19 protein-coding genes are annotated in these 19,370 nt (G+C 35.7%); 12 read left to right on the top strand and 7 right to left on the bottom strand.

What is annotated here, in order from left to right:
• Positions 1-48 precede the first annotated feature (48 nt).
• On the bottom strand, positions 49-909 hold the full coding sequence (locus ACGH6P_RS05770) for a hypothetical protein (protein ID WP_411596949.1): 861 nt from the start codon (positions 907-909) through the stop codon (positions 49-51).
• Positions 910-1,139: 230 nt separating this feature from the next.
• On the opposite strand from ACGH6P_RS05770, the gene ettA reads away from it, so the two are divergent.
• Positions 1,140-2,807, top strand: a complete 1,668-nt coding sequence (gene ettA, locus ACGH6P_RS05765) for an energy-dependent translational throttle protein EttA (RefSeq protein ID WP_411596948.1) — start codon at positions 1,140-1,142, stop codon at positions 2,805-2,807.
• 54 nt (positions 2,808-2,861) lie between these two features.
• On the opposite strand, the gene ACGH6P_RS05760 is transcribed toward ettA, so the two are convergent.
• Genes ACGH6P_RS05760 through ACGH6P_RS05750 form a run of 3 tightly spaced genes read right to left on the bottom strand, consistent with a single transcriptional unit; the run spans position 2,862 to position 6,429 of the window.
• Entirely contained in the window at positions 2,862-4,493 is a 1,632-nt protein-coding gene (locus ACGH6P_RS05760) for a DUF2813 domain-containing protein (protein ID WP_411596947.1), read from the bottom strand.
• 15 nt (positions 4,494-4,508) lie between these two features.
• Positions 4,509-5,312, bottom strand: coding sequence for a lipopolysaccharide core heptose(I) kinase RfaP (gene rfaP, locus ACGH6P_RS05755; protein ID WP_411596946.1), 804 nt, complete (start codon positions 5,310-5,312; stop codon positions 4,509-4,511).
• A complete protein-coding gene (locus ACGH6P_RS05750) occupies positions 5,305-6,429 on the bottom strand; it encodes a glycosyltransferase family 4 protein (protein WP_411596945.1) in 1,125 nt (374 codons plus the stop codon). Before ACGH6P_RS05750 ends, rfaP begins: the two co-directional genes overlap by 8 nt.
• Positions 6,430-6,656: 227 nt before the next feature.
• On the opposite strand from ACGH6P_RS05750, the gene ACGH6P_RS05745 reads away from it, so the two are divergent.
• A complete protein-coding gene (locus ACGH6P_RS05745) occupies positions 6,657-7,127 on the top strand; it encodes a hypothetical protein (protein ID WP_267351697.1) in 471 nt (156 codons plus the stop codon).
• A gap of 341 nt (positions 7,128-7,468) precedes the next feature.
• On the opposite strand, the gene ACGH6P_RS05740 is transcribed toward ACGH6P_RS05745, so the two are convergent.
• Positions 7,469-7,798 carry a DUF2645 family protein gene (locus ACGH6P_RS05740; RefSeq protein ID WP_411596944.1) on the bottom strand — a complete coding sequence of 110 codons (330 nt, stop codon included), beginning with the start codon at positions 7,796-7,798 and terminating at the stop codon, positions 7,469-7,471.
• A gap of 63 nt (positions 7,799-7,861) precedes the next feature.
• Complete coding sequence (locus tag ACGH6P_RS05735; protein ID WP_411596943.1) at positions 7,862-8,818, bottom strand: TIGR01212 family radical SAM protein; 957 nt, start codon at positions 8,816-8,818, stop codon at positions 7,862-7,864.
• 452 nt (positions 8,819-9,270) lie between these two features.
• Here ACGH6P_RS05735 and ACGH6P_RS05730 point away from each other — a divergent pair, with 452 nt between their 5' ends.
• From ACGH6P_RS05730 to ACGH6P_RS05685, 10 genes are all read left to right on the top strand, one after another.
• A complete protein-coding gene (locus ACGH6P_RS05730) occupies positions 9,271-9,909 on the top strand; it encodes a nitroreductase family protein (RefSeq protein ID WP_065559077.1) in 639 nt (212 codons plus the stop codon).
• A 6-nt stretch (positions 9,910-9,915) separates the two neighbouring features.
• A complete protein-coding gene (locus tag ACGH6P_RS05725; protein ID WP_267359086.1) occupies positions 9,916-11,121 on the top strand; it encodes an FTR1 family protein in 1,206 nt (401 codons plus the stop codon).
• Positions 11,122-11,198: 77 nt separating this feature from the next.
• Entirely contained in the window at positions 11,199-11,765 is a 567-nt protein-coding gene (locus ACGH6P_RS05720; protein ID WP_267351689.1) for an iron transporter, read from the top strand.
• 97 nt (positions 11,766-11,862) lie between these two features.
• Positions 11,863-13,113, top strand: coding sequence for a Fe-S-containing protein (locus ACGH6P_RS05715; protein WP_411596942.1), 1,251 nt, complete (start codon positions 11,863-11,865; stop codon positions 13,111-13,113).
• 23 nt (positions 13,114-13,136) lie between these two features.
• Positions 13,137-14,423 (top strand): ABC transporter permease, encoded by a 1,287-nt coding sequence (locus ACGH6P_RS05710; RefSeq protein ID WP_267351686.1) that lies wholly within the window; start codon positions 13,137-13,139, stop codon positions 14,421-14,423.
• 16 nt (positions 14,424-14,439) lie between these two features.
• A complete protein-coding gene (locus tag ACGH6P_RS05705) occupies positions 14,440-15,582 on the top strand; it encodes an ABC transporter permease (RefSeq protein WP_411596941.1) in 1,143 nt (380 codons plus the stop codon).
• A 9-nt stretch (positions 15,583-15,591) separates the two neighbouring features.
• Positions 15,592-16,251, top strand: a complete 660-nt coding sequence (locus ACGH6P_RS05700; protein ID WP_411596940.1) for an ABC transporter ATP-binding protein — start codon at positions 15,592-15,594, stop codon at positions 16,249-16,251.
• A 15-nt stretch (positions 16,252-16,266) separates the two neighbouring features.
• A complete protein-coding gene (locus ACGH6P_RS05695) occupies positions 16,267-16,740 on the top strand; it encodes a DUF4418 family protein (protein ID WP_267377917.1) in 474 nt (157 codons plus the stop codon).
• Positions 16,741-16,789: 49 nt separating this feature from the next.
• Positions 16,790-18,001, top strand: coding sequence for an ABC transporter permease (locus ACGH6P_RS05690; RefSeq protein WP_411596939.1), 1,212 nt, complete (start codon positions 16,790-16,792; stop codon positions 17,999-18,001).
• Positions 18,001-18,669, top strand: a complete 669-nt coding sequence (locus tag ACGH6P_RS05685; RefSeq protein ID WP_411596938.1) for an ABC transporter ATP-binding protein — start codon at positions 18,001-18,003, stop codon at positions 18,667-18,669. The genes ACGH6P_RS05690 and ACGH6P_RS05685 overlap by 1 nt, the downstream gene beginning before the upstream one ends.
• A 34-nt stretch (positions 18,670-18,703) precedes the next feature.
• On the opposite strand, the gene ACGH6P_RS05680 is transcribed toward ACGH6P_RS05685, so the two are convergent.
• Positions 18,704-19,288 (bottom strand): Maf family protein, encoded by a 585-nt coding sequence (locus tag ACGH6P_RS05680; RefSeq protein WP_411596937.1) that lies wholly within the window; start codon positions 19,286-19,288, stop codon positions 18,704-18,706.
• Between the last annotated feature and the right edge of the window lie 82 nt (positions 19,289-19,370).

The raw sequence follows: 19,370 nt of genomic DNA, 5'->3' as shown, positions 1-19,370 counted from the left end.
TTAACATCCCACCTCTTATTAGGTGGGATGAGTAAAAAGGGTATGGTATTACTTCTCTGAATAATTGCTATAGTGTTTCAGTTTCTCTTCCAGCACTTGTTGTTGTTTTAAAGAAAACTCTTCATAAAAAAAGAAATAACCCATATCTTGCTGTATAAAAAACGCATAACCTTTTGGTGTTTTCTCGATTTTGAAAAATTCAGCATAGTTAATATTAAAATAATTTTCTACTCTTTTTTGGTAATTGAATGCTATATGATCATTATAAAAAATACAGGTCATACTGCGAAAGCGTTCATTTAATGTTAAAACCTGTTTTCTTGCTTGCTGTTTAAGACTAAAATTAAGTATCGTAGGTAATAAAATAATAGCTAATATGAAAGCTAATACAGACAGTGGCAAATTTTTTATAATTGCCGCCAACAAACCTAAAACGGAAAAGAAAATAGATAAAGTCAACGTAGTTTTGTAATGATTGCGAGATATATGACGAAATAAAACATATAATCGTTGATAGTCAAATTGATAATTTATCGTTGCTATTTCGGGTTGTTGATTTTTGCTTAAATAAGGAGCCAGATAATCTTTTAGCAGCAGTAACTCATCCTGTTGAAACAGATCATAACGAACAAATTCAGAAATTATCTTATTACTAAAAAAAAATAACCCAGTTGTGGTTTCTTTTATTTGATATAGATCAGAGTAATAGAAAGTACTGAATTCGTTTTTATCGTTATTTAGCCTCACTATTTTTTCATTATCGAAGGTGAAGGTAAAATTACGCATATTATCAGCAATTGAATCATCTAATTTTTGTGTAAACTCATCATCCAAACAATCTTGCAGCGCGTAATAAGTATCGACAATATATTGTCGATCAATATGGCAATTAACTGTGATGTTACTCATTCTTGCTCCTAAAATGGTCTTTATCACTCATACTGTCAATTTAATAGGTTATTAATTATATATAAAACCAATTATATTGCATGTTAAACATAAAAGAGAGTGAATAAATCTAATCAATTCGACAAATAACCCTAGACCCCATTGACAGAATCGTTACAATATACGGCATGACTTTTATAGCAAGTAAAATTAACTTGGCTATGATTAATTTAACAAACGGATGATGTTTTATGGCGCAATATGTTTATACCATGAATCGTGTTGGGAAGATTGTTCCTCCTAAACGTTATATTTTAAAAGATATCTCTTTAAGTTTTTTCCCTGGTGCTAAAATTGGTGTTCTTGGCTTAAATGGGGCAGGTAAATCGACATTACTACGAATTATGGCAGGAGTGGATACCGAAATTGAAGGTGAAGCTCGTCCACAGCCGGACATAAAAATAGGTTATTTACCGCAAGAACCTAAACTTGATCCTAAGCAAACTGTACGTGAATCAATTGAACAAGCTGTTGGTGATGCCAAAAAAGCATTGGCTCGTTTAGATGAAGTTTATGCGGCTTATGCTGATCCAGATGCTGATTTTGACAAATTAGCCAAAGAACAAGCTGAACTTGAAGCAATTATTCAATCGCAAGATGCGCATAATCTGGATAATCAATTAGAACGAGCTGCCGATGCGCTACGCCTGCCTGATTGGGATGCAAAAATCGAAAATTTATCGGGTGGTGAGCGTCGCCGTGTTGCTATTTGCCAGTTATTGCTGGAAAAACCGGACATGTTATTAATTGACGAACCGACTAACCATTTAGATGCTGAATCTGTGGCATGGTTAGAACGCTTTTTACATGACTATGAAGGCACTGTGGTCGCTGTAACCCATGACCGTTATTTCTTAGACAATGTTGCTGGTTGGATTTTAGAGCTAGACCGAGGCGAAGGTATTCCATGGGAAGGTAATTACTCATCTTGGCTTGAACAGAAAGATCAGCGATTAGCGCAAGAAGCGGCAACCGAATCTGCTCGCCGTAAATCGATTGAAAAAGAGCTTGAATGGGTACGCCAAAATCCAAAAGGTCGCCAAGCAAAAAGTAAAGCCCGTCTAGCCCGTTTTGAAGAGCTTAATAGCAACGATTACCAAAAACGTAATGAAACTAATGAACTCTTTATTCCGCCTGGGCAACGTTTAGGTGATAAAGTTATCGAAGTGCAAAACTTAACTAAATCCTATGGTGATCGAGTATTAATCGATAATCTGTCATTTAGTATTCCTAAAGGGGCGATTGTTGGGATCATTGGTCCAAATGGTGCGGGTAAATCGACGCTATTTAGAATGCTATCGGGTAAAGAACAACCAGATTCAGGAACTATCACATTAGGTGATACCGTACAACTTGCCTCTGTCGATCAATTCCGTGACAGTATGGATGATAATAAGACTGTTTGGGATGAAATTTCAAATGGGCAGGATATTATGCGTATTGGTAACTTCGAAATTCCAAGCCGTGCCTATGTTGGTCGCTTTAATTTTAAAGGCGTTGATCAGCAAAAAAGAGTTGGTGAGTTGTCTGGTGGTGAACGTGGTCGGGTGCATTTAGCTAAGTTATTACAAGTTGGTGGTAATGTACTATTACTCGATGAGCCAACCAATGACCTAGATGTTGAAACACTGCGAGCGCTTGAAAATGCGTTATTAGAGTTTCCGGGCTGTGCATTAGTTATTTCGCATGACCGTTGGTTCTTAGATCGTATTGCAACCCATATTTTAGACTACCAAGATGAAGGGCATGTGGAGTTCTTTGAAGGTAACTTTACCGAATATGAAGAGTGGAAAAAACGGACTTTAGGGGCAGAAGCCTTAGAGCCGAAACGTGCCAAATACAAACGTATAGCAAAATAGGTTGTATCGACTTCCGCCGATAACCACGGCGGAATATGATAGGGACTTAACTGGCTATAATGTTGGATCGAGATTATTTGAGGCTTTAATTATTTTCGAAAAAGCGTCAATTAAAAGAGGAGGAATCGATTTTACTCCTCTTGATTTTGCATCATCACAAACTGCAATCGCTAAATCAGGTTTTGAGCTATTATGGATCGCTTTTTGAATAATTTTATGGACGGGCAAATCAATATATTCAACAGTATGATAGGCCGCTAATTTATACACATGGCTAAAACCATTTTTAAAAAGAAAATTCTCGATGTCTCGAGCGGGCAAAATAGTTAAATACTCATTCGGGTCTTTATCCGAAGGACACAAAGATTTTAACGTTTCAGCATATTTTTTACCTGCCATATCGCCGTCGGTAATGACATACCAGTGAATCCCCATTTTATTGGCATACTTAATTAATGGTTTTAAACCACATTGAGCAAATTCCAGTAACTGCACGCCTTCAGAACTAAGATGATATCCGCTTTGTTCTGCGAGTTCTCGTAGTAACCAGACTTCCGTTTCACCCTCCACTAATAGCCAGCAACGTGCAAAGATAGCACTTGCCCGTCGATAGAGAACATGAAATAAGATTCGACGGTTATCATCAACACTTAATGAATTTGGTGCAATATATTTTGTCACTATCTGATCAGGTAGACGAATCAACCGATAAATATTTTCTAATGGAAAGAGAGAAACGAGATCACTTGAATTGGAGGTGATGATTTTTTGTGTAGGTAGATTTTTAAGTAATCGGAAACCAATTGATAGAATAATTGGATGAAGTTGGCTTTCTGGCTCTTCTAAAATTAAAATTGGTACTGCGTTTTGCGTTAAAGGATTATCACTTTTGGCAATCATAATAGAGCCGAAAATATCTAACAAAGCTGTCCGTAAATAGCGATTATCAAGCTCATCTAAAATATTATTAATGCGTTCAAGTGAATTCCAATCTTCACTACGAGGGCTATTTTTCTTTGCGACATTTTGATAACGTTGTTCAGGATTGCCAAAATAGTATTCTAATAAAGCACGTCCAGCTTTTATGCCTTGTTGCAATTCATCTTGACTTAACTGTGCTGAGTGTTCGTGTAACTGTTTAGAAAGTTGATCTATAAAATATTCTGATAAAGGTTGATTGGTGACAGGTAGGTTAGGCGTATTCGTTGCATTTTTAAGGGCGACTACTGGATTAAGTTCAATAAGGGTTGCAATGAATGAATCTGGATCGGAAAGCGTATAGCGCTTGTTGTGATAATCAACTAAATTATGTTGGCTAATAATATTTGTATTGTGTTTATTAGCCGTGAGTTGATAAGTAATTCGTCTAAAATTATCTTGTTCTATTTGATAAGCAACAGCTTGTAAAGGTTGATGACTTTGGTTATTCAGCTCATTTTCATAAGATTCGCAATAAGTTGCAGTAATACTAATTTTATTGCCATAATTTTCATGTTTATCGTGATAAAAATCGGAATCAACAAATTGATAAAATTTTTTATCCAGTGATAAAAGGGTTAGTGCACGGATTAAGCTTGAACGTCCCCAACGGTTTTCACCAATCAGAACACTGGCTTGTGAATTTAATTTTAATGATAATCGGCTTATTCCTTGAAATCCTTCAATATCGATTTGTTCAATAAACATAGTATCTCCTTATTGCTAAAGATGATATTTTTCCGTACGTTTACGAATTCTTTCTGCTTTTTGTTGAGTGTGACTAATCAACTTGTGTTCATCTCGTAAAATTGTTTTTAACGGCTTATTAAAATAAACTTTTAAAAATAGCCAAATATCTCGCGTTGTTAAGCCAATATTGCGGGATGAAAAATAGAGTCCAATCAGATCCTTATCACGCCAGCGGGTGGGTACTTGCTGACGAATTTGTGCTCGATGTAAGTCAATAACCGACAATTTTATTTGTTGATGATTTTCAAACAGTGGTAAATCAAGTAAAAAATGGCACAGATAACAATCACGATGATTAACACCTGCTGCATGCATATTGGCGATCATTTTTGCCAGATAAATAATTAATGAACGCTTTAAGTGATAACTAGGCGGTGTTGTCGCCCATGATTGTGTGAAATCTTCTAAACTAATAGCAGGATTAAGATCATGGGTAATAATAAAGGAGTGACGGGTAAGAGGATTGAAACCTTTACGCCCAAAAGCGCGTCCATCCATCGTATTGACACCCACTTGCTCTAAACGATGTATTGCATCCCATTCTTGTTTGGCATCTAAAACGGGCAATCTGAATGATAACAGATTTTTTAAGATCTCTTTTATTGTTGTACCACGATGAATTTTAATAAAATATGATTGTCCATCTTGTTCAAAATTTAATGTTTTTCGTTGATTAACTGCTCGATAGAAAGTGCCCGAAATCAATTCAACTTCAGTAAACGGATCTTTATTTTTCCATATCTGATCGAACGGTGATTTAAGTTTGATTTCATTCATAATGTCTACAACCTAAAATAATGTCTGTGGCACGTTCAGCCAAATGATATAAATCCGCTGTTTCGCCATAGTGGATGGCATTATTATGCCAAGTTAACAATTGTTGTTTATTCGTGATGGCATGATAGACGGCTTGATTGAGTTCAGATTGAACAAATGGTTCGTTAAGTACAACGCCAGCATTAGCATCGTGGATATGATAGGCATAACCTGAAATACCAGATACAATGACCGGAACACCTGCTGCTAATGCTTCAACTAATACCATACCTGCGGCTTCTTGTCTTGCAGGATGCAGCAGTAAATCGGCTGAAAATAGAAAATCAGGAATATCATCACGACCCGAAAAAAAGCGAACTCGCGGTAAAATACCAAGCTGTTTAGCTAATTTTTGATAATCATCAGCTTTGTCTTGTCCTACAACTAAGTAAACCAATTTTTGTTTTAAGTCTTCAGGCAATGCAGCAATTGCATATAATGTACGGTCAACCCCTTTACGTTTAAAGTCTGAACCAATTTGTACTATGACAAAATCATCCTGATTTATCTGATTGGTTTGTCTAAATAGTTGACGTTTTATTGGTGAATCAGAATTATATTGACGATTTTGTGCAATACCAGGTGGTAGTAATGAAAAACGTGAAGGTTGGGTGTGATAATACTTTTCAAAGTCATGTATTTGCTGTTTAGTAAGAGCCATTATTTGTGTGTGGTGATGTGGATTAAATACCGCATCTTCAAATGCCAAGTAATGCTTACAGCGTGGTAATAATTGATAAAAAAAGCCCTTATGTGACACTTTTTCTGCAAAACAAGTATCGCCTGCAAAATAGACATCCAAATTAGGCATTTTATTAAAACCAACAACACAATCAGCAGGATGCGTTTGTAAATGTGTTTTTACCCAATAATAATAATTTTGGTTTCGATGATGATTTGAAAGCCCTTTTTTGGGTACTAAGATGATATCAAAATTGCCAGGCTTATCGCCTTGCCAATCCATGACATAGACACGAATTTTATGCCCACGAGCCAGACAAGCATTAGCAATCTGCAAAAAATCACGTTGCAGACCACCAAAAGGAAAATATTTATAGATACAAAAAGCGAGTTGCATGCACATTGCCTCAAGTGTGAAAGGCATATTATATACTTGTTGCTAGACAAGGTACAAAAAATAGATTTTATCGTTAGTTTTTAGCGAAAAAATAGGTCGTTTTTTGCTTGCGCTTTTAATTTAAAAATATGATGAATTTTATTGTTTGAATGATTTTTAAATGATAATATTCTGCGCCCATAAAGTTAACTCTTTATTTTTATCTAAAAATTATAACAAGGAAAAAAATGGTCGTACATCAATTCAAACAATCACTGCTAACGCCTTGGCAGAAAACTAAAATTGAAATTAATGATGATGTTGTCAACATTGATGAATTAACTAATTCTTTTAGCAAGAATCCTTTATCCAATCTTGCCGGTAAAAAAAGAGAAATTCCAATAAAAAGTATTCATTCTCTTTCCATTACTCGTACATATAATCTTAAAGGCGGATTGATCGGCGCAATAATAGTCTGTTTAGGAATAAAAGAAATTATCGATTTGTTTTCACATTTTGGGGATATTGGGCAAATCATTCTATCTATTTTACTACTGCCATTAGGATTATTAGTATTATTTTGTAGTGTTAATGAAACATTATGCATTAAGTATGATAACAAAGAGTGTGAAATTGATATTTCTCTTTTAGAGCGTGAAACATTATCTAAAATTGTCAGCGATATAAATGAACGTTTAGACAATCATTCAAAAGTTTAGATTTGAATCATTTTTATTGAAAATCCCCCTAAATCTTAATGAACCAAAGCGATGTTAAATGATTTTAAATCGGTAATTTCGCTTTGGTTATTCTTTATTTCGGTTCCACAATCTAACGATCTTTACACTTTTTATTTTAATTCATACTAATACGTTAACATGCATTGTTGTGGGCAATTCTATCAACGTTGATATTGATTCTTAATGCCGTTTTAGATCCTTTTTAATAGCATAAAGGATCTAATTTTCACAAAATTGTACTCCAAAGCTTTATTAGCAAAATTAAACCTTAATGGGGCTGTTAAAAACAAATTATCTAAACAGACTTTTTAATTTTACCTTTAGCACCAATTGAAACGCAAATAAAAAGACCACAAAAGATAGATAAGCACAATTAACATATATGTGTATCGGATCATTTTATTTTTGAGTAAAAATAAAATAAGAAAGCAGGGAATTAAAACAATGATGGGTTCAGTTGTTAATCGTCCACCTACTGGTAATTGACATAGATTATTGAACACGCCTGAATCGACCAACCATTCATATTTATCTGCTGAAAAAATCTTTATTAAAAAAAATAAAAAAATACAGTATATAAATGGAAGAATATTAACTTTAACAACGCTTGCAAATCTTTTAGATGCAATGTTAACTCTTGATGTTTTCATCCTTAAAAAATAGAATCCTTAAATTATGTTGTTTTTTTAAAATCTTTGTTAGGAATTAAACCGCTAACTGCCTAAATTGTCAATTGAATCTTTAGATTGTTTACAATGATATGTGTCATTAATCGCGCTACCTTGAGCACCAAATTGCCTTAAATTGTGGTCTACAGAATTCATTGATTGCCAGTGATTTTCGCACCAATCAGGAGCAAGTAAGGTAGGTTTACGAGCATTGGCAGAGATGCGGTGATACAAAATATGGGCTGGTGTTTGCCTAATAATATCGCCAGCAATATCGACATACTGCTCTAAAGAGAGTATGTCGAGCCGACCTGCACGCCACACTTTAGCCATAATACTGCCTTCTACGATATGTAACGGATGCAGTTTTAAACCATCTACACCACTATTTAACACTTTATCAAGCGTCATTAAATTATCCTGCTTGGTTTCTTTAGGCAGACCAATGATTAAGTGAGTACAAACTTTTATACCAAGACGACGAGCCTTTTGCACCGTTTGATGATAGACATCAAATGTATGTCCACGATTAATATTGTGTAACGTTTTATCGTGAGCCGTTTGTAAGCCAAGCTCAAGCCAAACTTCGAAGCCTTTTGCCTGATAACTGGCAAGTAAATTCAGCGCTTCATCTGGCACACAATCTGGGCGAGTACCGACACAAAGACCGACAATATCCGCACTATTGAGTGCTTCTTCATACATATTTTTGAGTATTTCAACTTCGGCATAAGTGCTGGTATAGGCTTGAAAATAGGCAAGATAGCGCTTGGATTTTTTCATCTGATGCGCTTGTTGGGCAAGCTGCTGTGAAATCGTTTTTACTTGAATGGACTCATCAATGATCGAGGCGACATTACAAAAGGTACAACCACCAACACCGATAGTTCCGTCACGATTAGGACAGCTAAAACCACCATGTAAAGTCAGTTTATAAATTTTTTCGCCGTAACGGCGTTGCAGGTCAGAACCAAATGTATTAACGACTAAATGAAGTTGCATAATCAGCCAAAAATAAAATTTTGGCTATTTTACGAAGCAAATGAATTAAATTCAACTTGTGGCAAATTTTTTCTATTCTTGTACGCTTTTGCTAATAAAAATCTACCTTCCAAAAGGACTTTTATCAATGTCCCTATCCTGCAAACAAAGATTTCGAGAAGAAGCATTTAATTTTGAATTAAAAATTGTGTTAATGATAACAACGTGTCTATAACATTTCAGTAATCAATAAGATAAAAGTTAGTTATAAAAAATTTAAGTAAAGGTAATTTAATCGGATTAAAGGTATTAACGTTTTTTTAAAAAATAGGTGATTACAAATCAATACGTTAAAAAATTATCGCTAATTTTCTTATTACTTTAATGATAAAAATGATAGTTTGTATTGATAATTGGAATTATTAGCAATAAGATAGCACCTCCATTAGATTACAAAAATGTCAGAGGTAATTATGCAGTATATTGTGCGAAAAATAGTTGTCATTTTATTCTCATCATTATTTTCTATCTCTCTATGTTATGCCGATATTACTTTACCTGCTCCTCAAACAAAAGATGGCATGAGTTTATTTGAAAGTTTAACAAAACGGTCATCAACACCTGGTCCTGGTTTTCCTAATGGACAAATTTCGGATGAAGAACTTTCTACTGTGCTTTGGGCTGCAAGTGGTTTGAATCGAGGAACAACAGGATGGACTGTTCCAATGGGTACGGGTAAACAACCTTATGTAAGAATCTATGTTGCAAGTGAAAAGGGAACCTTTTTGTATGAATGGGAAGGGCACTATCTAAAAGAAATAAACAATAAAGATATTCGTGCCGATGTTGGTTTACAAAATTTTGTAAAACGAGCTAATTATGTGCTGATTTTCGTTACTGATTCAGCCGCATTTAATAATATCAAAGAAGAAAAAGCTAATAATTTTGGCAATATTGCTGTAGGTGCGATGAGTCAAAACGTCTACTTGGCTTCAGCGGCTTTGGATTTAAGTGCACGTTATATTCATGCCATCAAACCAGACGTTATTAGTCAAGAATTGCAGTTACCTTCAGACAATAAACCAATAGGTTTAATGTTATTAGGAAAATAAGAGATTATGGCTGTGAAAAAATATTTAACGCTAACATTGCTATTTTTTGTTAGCGTAGTTGCTTTTGTTTCTTCATCTTATGCAGCTGAAAAAAAATATGAAACATGGAATGCGATTATTGACGAAATGGATGTCATTCTTAATGATGCCTATGATCTCTATTTTATGAAAGATCCTGAAAAGGCTAAAGTACGTGTTAATAATGCTTATTTTGGTTTTTATGAAAAACACGGTGTTGAACGCGCAGTTATGTCTTATATTTCGGGTAAGCGTGGAACCGATACTGAATATCAATTCGCAAAAATTAAGCGTTTAATGTCAGATGGTGCTTCAAATAAAACTGTTCGTGCCGAGATCGATGTCATTTTGAAAATGCTTCATGAAGATGCTAACGAATTAGACGGCAAAAAAGAGAGCGGTTGGAGTGTGTTGTTAGCTTCATTTATCATTATCTTCCGGGAAGGTTTAGAAGCAATATTAGTGATAGCTGCTATCTCGGCCTACTTAGTGCGTTCAGGAAATATTCAAATGGTGAAAGTTGTCTATATGAGTTCACTTTTCGCCGTTTTTGCTAGTGTCCTTGCTGCAATTGCACTTAATTCCATTGTCAATCTTAGCGGGGCAAATCAAGAGATTATTGAAGGTGTCGCAATGTTATTAGCGACAGTGGTCTTATTTTTCATAAGTAATTGGATGTTTTCAAAAGCTGAAGCAGAAGCTTGGAAAAATTATGTAGAAGGTAAGGTTAAAAGTGCTATATCTTCAGGCAGTAGTATTGCATTAGGATTTGCTGCCTTTTTAGCGGTTTTCCGCGAAGGTGCAGAAACAATCTTATTCTATCAAGCTATGTTGAGTGAAAGTAGAGAACACATGGACATGGTTTGGTATGGGCTAGCAATCGGAACGCTAGTATTAGCCATAATCTTTATTATCATTCGTTTTGGAACAATGAGACTGCCTCTTAAACCATTTTTTATTGGCACGAGTATATTAATGTATATCATGGCTATTGCTTTTGCCGGTGGTGGTGTCAAAGAGTTACAAGAAGCTGATATTATCCATGTAACCCCCGTTGATTTTGTACGCTCAATTGAAGTGCTTGGAATATATCCAACTGTTGAAACATTACTCCCACAAATATTCATGGTGATAGTCGTTGCATTTTCCATTTCGTACTATAAAACAAAGTATCTCAAAAGACGGAAAAAATAGAAAAAAAGCAAGTATTGGTAGCGATAGCAATTTAGTTATTTCGTAATAAAGAGTAGTTAAAATTAGAGGAGTTTGAAATGAAAAAAATATTATTAACCGCAGGAATTTCGTCAATACTTGCAATATCTTCGTTTGCGTATGCTGCATCAGCGCCAGCACCTGGTGAAGAAAAAGGGTTTGAAGAGTTTCCTATTGGTGATGAAGTGACGGTAGGGCCTTTGCATATCGGTGCCGTATATTTCCAACCAGTGGATATGGAACCCGCTGGAATGGGAGGACTACCTGCATCAAAATCGGATATGCACCTTGAAGCTGACATTTCAGCTACAGCTGATAATAATTTAGGATATGGTGTCGGTGATTTTGTTCCTTACTTAACCGTAAAATATAAAATTCAAAAACAAGGTAGTGATAAAACAATCGAAGGTAATTTCATGCCGATGAATGCTTCTGACGGTCCTCACTATGGTAATAATGTTAAACTTGATGGAGCTGGAAAATATAAAGTTACCTTCACTATTGAAAATCCAGAAAAACAAGGTTACTTATTACATGTAGATCAAGAAACTGGCGTAGAAGGTCGTTTCTGGAGCAAACCTATTGAAGTATCTTGGGACTTTGATTATATCCCACGAGCTTGGTAACTTTCGTTTTGTAACAATAAGAAAATTTTAAAAAGTACTCCATTATTGACGAGATTTAAACTCGTCAATAATAAATTGTAATGGCTAGGCAATTATTATGCTTCAATACCTTATCAACGTCACTGATAATACTTTTGTTCCCGCAATTATGATAGCGTTGCTTTTTGCGCTACTGACTAAATTCAATCCCCGTCCTATCAAAACATTTATCGTTGTCGGTTTTATTTTAGGCTCAATTGTTGCATTAACTTATACCATTTTAAAACGTAACACGGCATTTGCAGTGCGTGAATATTATGATCTTGGTGTCATTATTTGTTGGTTAGTTATTACTATCCCGTTGTTAATTATTATACTTATTCAAGTCCGCTCGTCAGCGCTATTTTTTAACCGCATATTTAATGGTTTATTCATATTGGCAATTGGTTTAATAATGGCACAGTGCTTACCTAATCTAATGCTTTATCCTTTCCAATTTGATGTAGGAATGGAGTCGATTTTTAATAATGATTATTTGTTTAAATGGATTGGTTATGGTTTTGCGTTGCTATTAGCGGTATTAATTGGTCAATTGACTTGTCGAATATGTGAACGGTTATCAACTAAATGGGTTATTACCATTTCTGTTTTATCCTTGCTGATATATACGATTGCAAACAGCATTAATTTACTTCAAATTTTAATTGTCCGACGTCTTATCTCCACACAAAAATGGATGATGGATTTAGTTATTTTTATTCTGGCACATGTCAATTTATTTACATTTATTTTTATGGCAATTGTGCTGTTATTCACGGTTATTTTATATATAAAATCTAAAACGGCTTCGTTAGTAGGAAGTAATCCGGCTCAGATTCGTAAACTTAAAGCACAGCTACGCACAGATAGAAGAACCTCGTTATTACTCATGGCTGGCATGGCAATGACCGCTTATACCGTTACACGTGCGCGTTATATCTTTGAAAAAGGGGTAGAGTTAACGCCAGCTGAACCGGTTTCAGCAAATAAAGAGGGTTTAGTTGTTATCCCACTTACTCAAGTCAATGACGGCAATTTGCATCGGTATGGTTTTCAAGCAAGCGATGGAACGCTAGTACGTTTTATCGTTATCAAGAAGAGTGAAAATGCTTATGGAGTAGGCTTTGATGCTTGTGATATTTGTGGTGCAAGTGGTTATTATCAGCGTGGCAATCAAGTCGTTTGTATTTTATGTGATGTCGTTATGAATATTGCCACTATCGGATTTTCAGGTGGTTGTAATCCGGTTCCACTTAAATATGAAATTATTGACGGAAACATGGTAATTCGTACAGCTCACCTTGAAGCAGAAAAAAGCCGCTTTAAGTAAATGGTTTCCCAAAGGAAGAAGATATGTTTCGCACAATGTTACTAAGCGTATTAGTTCGTCAAAAAAAGAAGCTGTTTTTGATAGCATTAACCGTTGCTTTAGGAGTATCGTTAGCAACCGCCATGTTGAATGTCATGTTTGATGTAGGTGATAAAGTGAATCAAGAACTTAAAGCCTATGGCGCTAATTTAAACATTGTGCCACGTGGAACGGCTTTGGTTAGTGAACTGTATCAAATTGATAATGATGAAAATCAAGCCACTATTCAATATATCAAGCAAGATGATTTAGTCAAAATTAAAATGATTTTCTGGGCATATAATATTGTTGATTTTGCCCCATATTTCACCACACAAGCAACCTTTAATGATAAACCAATTACTCTGGTCGGAACATGGTTTAATAAGCATCTTAATATTCCAACGGGCGATGAAGTGGATACGGGGATGTTAGCGATGAAGTCATGGTGGACGATTGAAGGAAGCGCCATGCAAGATGATAACTTGCAAGGAGTGATGGTTGGCGAGACAGTCGCTAAACAGTGGAATTTAAAAATCGGCGATACGATTGAACTGATTTCGCCACACACTAAAAATACGATTACATTGACCATAAATAACATTTTTCATAGTGGCGGAATTGAGGATTCTCAACTGTATGTTTCTCTCCCTGTTGCGCAACACTTAGCCAATAAAGAAGGGCTTGTTGAACGGGTTGAAGTGAGTGCATTAACAACGCCAGAGAATGAATTGGCTCGTAAAGCAGCGCAAGATCCCAATAGCTTATCAAGAGCTGAATGGGATACTTGGTATTGTACAGCATATATCAGTTCGATCGCCTATCAAATAGAAGAGTTGATGCCAGATGTGCGAGTAAAAGCCATTATGCAAGTCGCCGAATCAGAGGGATCTATTTTACAAAAAACGCAGTTATTAATGCTTTTATTAACGGTTCTATCGTTAATTTGTTCAGCACTTGCTATTTCAAATTTAGTGACTGCTAATGTCATTGAGCGGAGTACTGAAATCGGACTTTTAAAGGCACTTGGCGCAACCAATAAAGCTGTTGCAATGCTAGTATTAACCGAGATTTTTATTATTGCATTATTAGGCGGAATTTTCGGCTATTTTATCGGTCTTGGCTTTGCACAGATTATTGGTCACACGGTATTTGGTTCTTTTATTGAGCCTAAAATGCTCATCATCCCATTGGTATTGATTATGGTGAGTTTTATTACGTTTATGGGAAGTTTACCGGCATTGCGTTTTATGATGTTTTTACGCCCAACTGATGTTTTACATGGACGGTAATTGAAAGGTCAAAATCATGATTAATAAAAATCAGCGCTTTATCATCAAAACAATATTTAGCTCTCTTATTCGTCGCCGTTCACGTATTCTTATTGCTTTACTTGGTGTGGCAATAGGGGCAACAGTTTTACTTGGTATGATAACACTTTGTTATGATATTCCTCGCCAAATGGGAAAAGAGTTTCGCTCCTATGGCGCCAATATGTTGTTCTTGCCTGCTGATAATCAATCAATGATGACAATGGCAGATGTCTCACAAGCGGTAAGTTTATTACCCAAAGAAAAACTACTTGGCGTAACCCCGTTTCGTTATGAATCTATTCGCAGTAACCAACAGCCTTATATTATGGTCGGTACGGATTTTGAACAAGTGATTAAAACAAGTCCTTACTGGAAAATTGAAGGCGAACTACCTAAACGTTCCCATGAAATTTTAATCGGTACCGATATTGCAAACTTTGCCAAATTAACCATTGGTAGCACAATGCCGGTTTTAGGAAAAACCAAACAAGATTCTCGCTATAACGAAGAGTTAACAATTACGGGTATTGTTAAAACAGGACGCACTGAAGACGGTTATATTTTTATTGGTTTACATGATTTAGATAACTTTTTGAAAGATAGCGATAAAGCCGAAGTGGTAGAAGTGAGTATTACAGCCACACAAGATGAGTTAAAACACTATATTGATAAAATAAAAGCAAACTCTTTAACGGTCGATCCTCATTTAATTAAATGGGTAACTCAATCTGAATCCTCCGTATTGGGTAAACTGTCTTCCTTACTTTATTTAGTCACTTTGGTGGTGCTAATACTGACCATGATCTGTGTTGCGACGACTATGATGACGGTTGTCATGGAGCGTCGAAAAGAAATTGGACTGAAAAAAGCCATTGGTGCAAATAACAAAAGTATCGCTAAAGAGTTTTTGGCAGAAGGGTTAATCTTAGGCATAACCGGTGGAATGATAGGCGTGGTGTGTGGACTGATTTTTGCACAGGTGATAAGTACTAATGTATTTGGTCGATCTATTGTAATTGAGTTTTATCTTATCCCAATAACAATTGTTATTTCAGCTATTGTGACAGTCATTGCGTGTTTAATTCCCGTAAAACGTGCGCTTGAAGTTGAGCCAGCGCTTGTGTTACGTGGCGAATAGGAAATAAGTATGAATATACTCGAAGTTAATAATGTCTCTAAAATTTATGGTTCACTGCATGCATTATCGGAAGTGAATTTAGCCGTGGAAGAAGGAAAATGGTTGTCCATAATGGGACCGTCAGGGAGTGGTAAAACCACATTGATGAACATTATCGGTTGTATGGATAAACCTTCAATTGGATCAGTAATACTTGATGGGCAAGATATTACTCAACTCTCATTACCACAATTAACCGAAATTCGCCGAGATAAAATTGGATTAATATTTCAGCAGTTTCATTTAGTCTCTTATTTAACGGCACTCGAAAACGTGATGGTAGCGCAATATTATCATAGTATGGTTGACGAAAACGAAGCTTTGCAAGCATTAGAGCGGGTAGGGCTGGCAGCAAGAGCTAAGCATTTACCTCGCCAGTTGTCAGGTGGTGAACAACAACGTGTATGTATCGCTCGAGCCTTAATTAACTATCCAAAATTAATATTAGCTGACGAACCTACTGGCAATTTAGATGAAAGTAATGAAGCAATGGTAATGAACTTACTTCATCAACTACATGAAGAGGGCAGTACTATTATTGTCGTAACACATTCGGTTGAAGTTTCAAAACATGCACAAACCACGGTTGTTTTAGAGCATGGCAAAGTTGCCCGTGTGATTAATAATTAATAAGGCTTCAATGATATGAAAAATCGAATAATTTTATCACTATTTATTATGTTTCTTGGATTGATGATTATCCTATTTCCGTTGTATATTTTACCTGTCTGTCCACATCCCGATACCCTAATAAATACGGCTAACGACATACATAATCAGGTTGCTAATACCGGACATAGTCATACAGGAGCTGGTAAAATTATGAAGTGCTTTTGGACAGCCCGAGCCGAATTAGGTATCGGTGCTTTGATTATCGCCATTGGCACATTAATGTTACTAAGTCGGACAATGTTTGTTCGTCTTGGTTTAAGTATGGCGTTAGCTTGTATCTCACTTTTGGCTATCGCCATTCCGACTGTTTTAATTGGGGTATGCTCAAACGAGATGATGCGTTGTAATATGGGCGCTAAACCAGCTTTAGTTTTACTATCTGGTGTTTTATTTTTGGTGTCTTTAATTAATGTATTCTATTTGAATAAAATCGTTAAAAAAATTTGAGTGTGAATTATAAGAATATTAAAAAATAGTAGATAGATGGATTTAAAACATGCAAGAAACCCCAATAACTATTGCTAATTTAGCATGGCGAAATATACAGCGTAGACCTTTTCGTAGTTGTAGTTTAATTATCATTATCATGCTATTTTCGGCGACGTTGTTTGGTGGTAGTGTCTTAATGAAAAACCTGAGTTTAGGGATTTCGGGTATGGCCGATCGTCTAGGTGCGGATATCCTGATTGTCCCTTATGGCTATGAAAAAAATCTTGAAGTTGCATTATTGCGTGGAGAACCGAGTAGCTTTTATTTGAAAGTTGATTTAATGGAAAAAATCAAAAATATTAAAGGAATACAGTCCATTTCACCGCAACTTTTTATTGCTTCGCTAAACGCTGGATGTTGCAGTTCTAAAGTGCAATTAATTGGTTTTGATCAACATAGCGATTTTGTTATAAAACCTTGGTTGCAAACCCAGCTAACTAAACCATTAAACGATAATGAAGTCGTGGTCGGCGCAAAAATTACATCAAATATTGGGGATGAAATTATGTTTTATAATCATCCCTATAAAGTGGCAGCAAAAATGGATTCAACAGGTATGGGGTTTGACACCTCGGTATTTATGACCATGTCAGCGGCACAGTCTTTAATGAAAGAAGCAAAATTAATTGAAGGTGATGTCGATCATTTTGCCAATTATGCCTCGTCGATTTTTATCAAGGTTGATCCCGATTCTCAACCTAAAGATGTCGTCAATCAAATCATGCCCAAATATGCTATAGATTATAATATTGACTTTGTTATGACTAAAGGTATGTTAAGCAATATAGCTAAATATTTAAACAGCTTTTCGACCATTGTGTATAGTCTGTCTGCTACTTTCTGGATACTGGCTATTGCGGTGATCTTTATCATTTTTTCTTCGACATTAAATGAGCGTAAACGAGAAATTGGACTACTGCGTATTTTAGGCGCCTCACGTCGTGATATTGTCAGCATGTTACTACGTGAATCATTAATTATTAGTGCATTAGGCGCTATTGCTGGAATTGTCATTGCTGCGGTGTTGTTATATGCGTTTAGCTTATTGATTTGCCAGTCTATTGGTTTGCCATGTATGAGCATTTCACTGTTAGATGCATTAATCTATGCCACAATAGTGTTTATTCTTACTTTAATTATAGGGCCATTTTCATGTATCTACTCTGCGTTATCCATAACTAAATTTGATACTTATCGCACTTTAAGAGAGGGTGAGTAATGTTGTTGGAGATTAAAAATTTACGCAAGGATTATCAACGAGGTAAGCGAACTTTTTCAGCAGTAAATAACGTAAGTTTTACAATGAATAAAGATGAGTTTGTTTGCATAATGGGGAAATCAGGCAGTGGTAAGACAACTTTACTTAACATGATTGCCGGTTTACTTACGCCAACTCAAGGTAAAATCATACTTAATAAGACCAATTTATTTGAGCTTGATGATCAGCAAGTGTCTGCGTTCCGTAATCAACAAATTGGTTACATTCCACAAGGTAGCAGTTTATTGCCAAATTTAACAGTATTAGAAAATATTCGCTTACCTTTTTATTTAACCAAACGCCAAAATCAACAGTGTTTAAGTTATGCACAAAGCCTACTTGAAAAGGCGAAGGTCAGTTATCTGCAAGATGCTTATCCTGCTAATATGTCAGGCGGTGAAATGCGACGTGTTGCTATTTTACGCTCACTGATTTGCCAGCCTCAAATCATTATCGCAGACGAACCAACAAGTGATTTGGATGACGAAAGCGCCGCCGATATTATGCAACTTTTATCCGATATACATCATCAAGGTACTGCGTTATTAATTGTCACTCATGATAATGATGTGGCAAGTTATAGCCAAAAAATCATGAAAATGTCAGCGGGTCGATTGACCGATGAATAAAGATAAGTCAGTGTGTTACTTAGTGAACACTGACTTATGAGATCAAAAGCGGATTATATCCCATTGTTATCATAATCTTATTCAATTTTAACAAGGGTAAACCCACTAACGAATTGATATCCTCGCCCTCTAATTTATCAAATAAAGTAATGCCGAGCTCATCACATTTGAAACTACCAGCACACTGTAATGGCATCTCTTTTAAAATATATGCGTCAATTTCAGCATCGGTTAACTGGCGAAAAGTAACTTTAAAAGGTTCACAAATTGTGGTGGATTGTCCATTGACGGTATTGATAACAGTCATACCAGTATAGAAATAAAACGCTTTACCACTGCTATTTCTTAATTGCATACGGGCGTTTTCGACAGTATGGGGTTTACAAACAATGTGATCATCTAAAACGCCTACTTGATCAGAACCAATAATTAAGCTATTTGGGTATTGAGCTACTAATGATTGGGCTTTAAGCTTTGCTAAACGCACAACTAATTGTTTTGCAGATTCTCCTGAGAGTGGAGTTTCGTCACAAATAGGGGCCACGCACTCAAATGGAATGGCTAATTTTTCCAGTACTTTTTTTCGTGAAAGTGATGTGGATGCTAATATGATTTTCATGTTAAGTTATCTTCTAAAATCCAAGCTGAAGGAAGAGTATTAAACCCGATATGCTCCTTATAATCAATAGTCTTAGGGGTTG

It is taken from the genome of Gilliamella sp. CG25, assembly GCF_046635705.1.
Lineage (GTDB): Bacteria > Pseudomonadota > Gammaproteobacteria > Enterobacterales > Orbaceae > Gilliamella > Gilliamella apicola_I.
The sequence above is the reverse complement of the archived record's forward strand: the minus strand, read 5'-3'. Positions and strand labels throughout refer to the sequence as shown.

What these genes read in the sequence shown, in the direction of transcription:
- ACGH6P_RS05770 (WP_411596949.1), bottom strand. Translation starts at nt 909, where the DNA reads ATGAGTAACATCACAGTTAATTGCCATATTGATCGACAATATATTGTC.
- ettA (WP_411596948.1), top strand. Translation starts at nt 1,140, where the DNA reads ATGGCGCAATATGTTTATACCATGAATCGTGTTGGGAAGATTGTTCCT.
- ACGH6P_RS05760 (WP_411596947.1), bottom strand. Translation starts at nt 4,493, where the DNA reads ATGTTTATTGAACAAATCGATATTGAAGGATTTCAAGGAATAAGCCGA.
- rfaP (WP_411596946.1), bottom strand. Translation starts at nt 5,312, where the DNA reads ATGAATGAAATCAAACTTAAATCACCGTTCGATCAGATATGGAAAAAT.
- ACGH6P_RS05750 (WP_411596945.1), bottom strand. Translation starts at nt 6,429, where the DNA reads ATGCAACTCGCTTTTTGTATCTATAAATATTTTCCTTTTGGTGGTCTG.
- ACGH6P_RS05745 (WP_267351697.1), top strand. Translation starts at nt 6,657, where the DNA reads ATGGTCGTACATCAATTCAAACAATCACTGCTAACGCCTTGGCAGAAA.
- ACGH6P_RS05740 (WP_411596944.1), bottom strand. Translation starts at nt 7,798, where the DNA reads ATGAAAACATCAAGAGTTAACATTGCATCTAAAAGATTTGCAAGCGTT.
- ACGH6P_RS05735 (WP_411596943.1), bottom strand. Translation starts at nt 8,818, where the DNA reads ATGCAACTTCATTTAGTCGTTAATACATTTGGTTCTGACCTGCAACGC.
- ACGH6P_RS05730 (WP_065559077.1), top strand. Translation starts at nt 9,271, where the DNA reads ATGCAGTATATTGTGCGAAAAATAGTTGTCATTTTATTCTCATCATTA.
- ACGH6P_RS05725 (WP_267359086.1), top strand. Translation starts at nt 9,916, where the DNA reads ATGGCTGTGAAAAAATATTTAACGCTAACATTGCTATTTTTTGTTAGC.
- ACGH6P_RS05720 (WP_267351689.1), top strand. Translation starts at nt 11,199, where the DNA reads ATGAAAAAAATATTATTAACCGCAGGAATTTCGTCAATACTTGCAATA.
- ACGH6P_RS05715 (WP_411596942.1), top strand. Translation starts at nt 11,863, where the DNA reads ATGCTTCAATACCTTATCAACGTCACTGATAATACTTTTGTTCCCGCA.
- ACGH6P_RS05710 (WP_267351686.1), top strand. Translation starts at nt 13,137, where the DNA reads ATGTTTCGCACAATGTTACTAAGCGTATTAGTTCGTCAAAAAAAGAAG.
- ACGH6P_RS05705 (WP_411596941.1), top strand. Translation starts at nt 14,440, where the DNA reads ATGATTAATAAAAATCAGCGCTTTATCATCAAAACAATATTTAGCTCT.
- ACGH6P_RS05700 (WP_411596940.1), top strand. Translation starts at nt 15,592, where the DNA reads ATGAATATACTCGAAGTTAATAATGTCTCTAAAATTTATGGTTCACTG.
- ACGH6P_RS05695 (WP_267377917.1), top strand. Translation starts at nt 16,267, where the DNA reads ATGAAAAATCGAATAATTTTATCACTATTTATTATGTTTCTTGGATTG.
- ACGH6P_RS05690 (WP_411596939.1), top strand. Translation starts at nt 16,790, where the DNA reads ATGCAAGAAACCCCAATAACTATTGCTAATTTAGCATGGCGAAATATA.
- ACGH6P_RS05685 (WP_411596938.1), top strand. Translation starts at nt 18,001, where the DNA reads ATGTTGTTGGAGATTAAAAATTTACGCAAGGATTATCAACGAGGTAAG.
- ACGH6P_RS05680 (WP_411596937.1), bottom strand. Translation starts at nt 19,288, where the DNA reads ATGAAAATCATATTAGCATCCACATCACTTTCACGAAAAAAAGTACTG.